Source organism: Acidithiobacillus sp. TH-A36 (assembly GCF_057473445.1).
In genome coordinates, this window is sequence record NZ_JBYCKP010000211.1 from 1 (window position 1) to 2,985 (window position 2,985).

At 52.1% G+C, this 2,985-nt stretch carries 1 protein-coding gene and 2 pseudogenes; 2 read left to right on the top strand and 1 reads right to left on the bottom strand.

Annotation, left to right across the window (positions count from 1 at the left end; all coding sequences use genetic code 11):
• Window positions 1-215 (bottom strand): annotated as a pseudogene (locus AC2VLY_RS05560) (cytochrome b/b6 domain-containing protein); the annotation flags it as partial.
• A 189-nt stretch (window positions 216-404) separates the two neighbouring features.
• Here AC2VLY_RS05560 and ppsA point away from each other — a divergent pair.
• Window positions 405-2,810, top strand: a complete 2,406-nt coding sequence (gene ppsA, locus AC2VLY_RS05565) for a phosphoenolpyruvate synthase (RefSeq protein ID WP_486921908.1) — start codon at window positions 405-407, stop codon at window positions 2,808-2,810.
• An 11-nt stretch (window positions 2,811-2,821) separates the two neighbouring features.
• Window positions 2,822-2,985, top strand: a pseudogene (locus tag AC2VLY_RS05570) (2,3-bisphosphoglycerate-independent phosphoglycerate mutase); the annotation flags it as partial.

The window sequence follows — 2,985 nt, forward strand, 5'->3', positions numbered from 1 at the left end:
AGGAAAAGTGCAGTAGTCAAACCCACCCAGGCATGAAAGCTGAACAGTAACTGGGTGAAACTGGCATAATCTGCGTGTTGCCAATCGGGTGTCATCCCTAAGGAGGAAAACAGTTGAATGGTTACACCGACAGCAATACCGACGTGAAGCCAGCGTGCCTCCGGTGGCCACAGATTTTCCCTACCAGCGCCAGAGTCTGAGCTATTTCTTTTCAAAGATATAATTCCATAAGTTGCCATGCGTCAGACATGAAAACATAACCCACATCCATTTTAAGGACCTTCGCCATTGCGCCGGCAATCATACCAGAGTGCCTCCAATAAAAAGCAACAGCTTGTCCACAGCCATTTCCTTGACTATCTTTTATTCAGAGTGTTTACTCTGATTTATCTGGAGAAAATCTTATGACTGCGAAATACATACGTTTTTTTAATGAAATTCGCATAGAAGATGTGCCCTTGGTCGGTGGTAAAAACGCTTCTCTGGGAGAGATGTATCGCCAACTCACGCCGCAGGGAGTAAAAGTACCCAACGGCTTTGCCATTACCGGCGACGCCTATCACCATCTGCTGGATCAGGCCGGTGCCTGGCCAAAGCTGCATGAGGCACTGGACGGCCTCGACCCCGATAATGTTCGCGATCTGGCCAGACGGGGTGCCAAGGCTCGGGAAATCGTCTACAGCGCGCCCCTTCCCGAAGATTTGCAAACCGAAATTTTGGCCGCTTACGCCCAATTACGTCAGGAATACGGAGATACGCTGTCTTTGGCCGTGCGTTCTTCTGCCACCGCAGAAGACCTGCCAACGGCCAGTTTCGCTGGTCAGCAGGATACTTATCTGAACATTTCCGGAGAGGCCGCTTTGCTGGATGCCTGTCGGCGTTGCTTTGCCAGTCTGTTTACCGACCGGGCCATTCATTATCGCGTTGATCAGGGCTTTGATCATTTCAAGGTGGCCCTATCGATTGTCATCATGAAAATGGTGCGCTCCGATCTCGCCACCAGTGGCGTCATGTTTTCGCTGGACACTGAAACCGGATTTAGAGATGCCGTCTTTATTACGGCATCCTGGGGTCTGGGTGAAAATGTCGTCCAGGGAACCGTCAATCCCGATGAATATTATGTCTTTAAACCCGCCTTCCAGAAGGGGAAAAAGGCAGTTTTGCGCAGGGTTCTCGGCAGCAAAAAAATCAAGATGATTTATACCGAGGGAGACACCCGCCACGGGACCCGCAATGTACCGACGCATCTCGATGAACAGGAACGCTTTTGTTTGAATGATGAGGATATATTCATCCTGGCCGATTACGCCATCAAAATTGAAAATCACTACAGCCAGAAAATGGGCGAAAGCCGACCCATGGATATGGAATGGGCAAAAGACGGTCTCGATGGTGCCATTTACATGGTTCAGGCACGACCGGAAACCGTTGCCTCGCAAAAAAAGGGACAAATTCTGGAGGAGTATATTCTGGGTGAACGTGGAAAACGTCTTGGCAGCGGCCGGGCCGTGGGCAGTAAAATTGCTGCCGGACCCGTCCGGATTATTCGTAGTCTTGAACATCTCGCCGAGTTTCGCCCCGGTGAAATACTGGTTGCAGACACCACCACGCCAGATTGGGAGCCGGTCATGAAAAATGCAGCGGCGGTCATCACCAATCGCGGTGGACGTACCTGCCACGCTGCCATCATTGCCCGTGAACTGGGGATACCGGCGGTAGTCGGCGCAGAAACGGCCACCGAAATACTGCACGACGGTGAGCTGGTCACGGTTTCCTGTGCGGAAGGCGATATGGGCAATATATATGCGGGTCAATTGCCATTTACCGTTCAGCATACCGATCTGGCCGCACTTCCCCGACCCAAAACCAAAATCATGATCAATCTGGGCAACCCTGAAATTGCTTTCCAGACGGCTAATCTCCCCAGCGATGGTATTGGTCTGGCGCGGATGGAATTCATCATCAGCAATACCATCAAGGCGCACCCCATGGCTTTGCTCTACCCGGAAAAGGTCAAAGACCCGCAGGAGCGTCTGGCCCTGGCTAAGCTCACCCAAGGCTACACGCAGCCCCAGGATTTTTTTGTGGAACGGCTATCAGAGGGCGTCGGCACCCTGGCTGCCGCTTTTTATCCCAAACCGGTAGTGGTCCGTATGTCTGATTTCAAAAGCAACGAATATGCCTCATTGCTTGGGGGGCGCTGCTTCGAACCCGAGGAAGACAACCCCATGCTGGGCTTTCGCGGCGCTTCCCGCTATGCACATCCAGCGTACAAAGAAGGTTTTCATCTGGAATGCCTGGCCATGAAAAGAGTGCGCGAAACCATGGGCCTGGATAATGTCATTTTGATGCTGCCTTTTGTACGCCGCGTGCAGGAAGCCGACGACGTTCTTGCGCAAATGGCAGAATTTGGTCTGAAGCGCGGCGAAAATGGCCTGAAAATTTACGCCATGTGCGAAGTCCCCAACAACGTGCTTTTAATTGATGCGTTTGCCCAACGCTTTGACGGATTCTCCATTGGCAGTAATGATCTCACCCAACTCACTCTCGGGGTTGATCGGGATTCGGAAATTGTCGCCTTTGACTACGACGAGCGCGACGAAGGCGTGAAAACCATGATCCGCCTCGCCGTGGATGGCTGTAAACGGCATGGTATCCACTCTGGAATTTGTGGTCAGGCGCCTTCAGACTATCCGGAAATGGCTGAGTTTCTGGTCGATATTGGCATTGAATCCATGAGCCTCAACCCGGATTTCGTACTGAAAACCACCCTGCATGTTCTGGAACTGGAAAAGCGAGAAACCCATTGACCATTCAACCCGTGCTGTTAGTCATTTTTGATGGTTTCGGCCTGAACCCCAATCGGGCCTACAACGGCTGGGCGCAAGCCCATACGCCACATCTGGATCATTATTTTGCCAGTTATCCCCATACCGCCCTGCAGGCATCCGGGCGGGCTGTGGGTCTGCCCGATGGACAATTTGG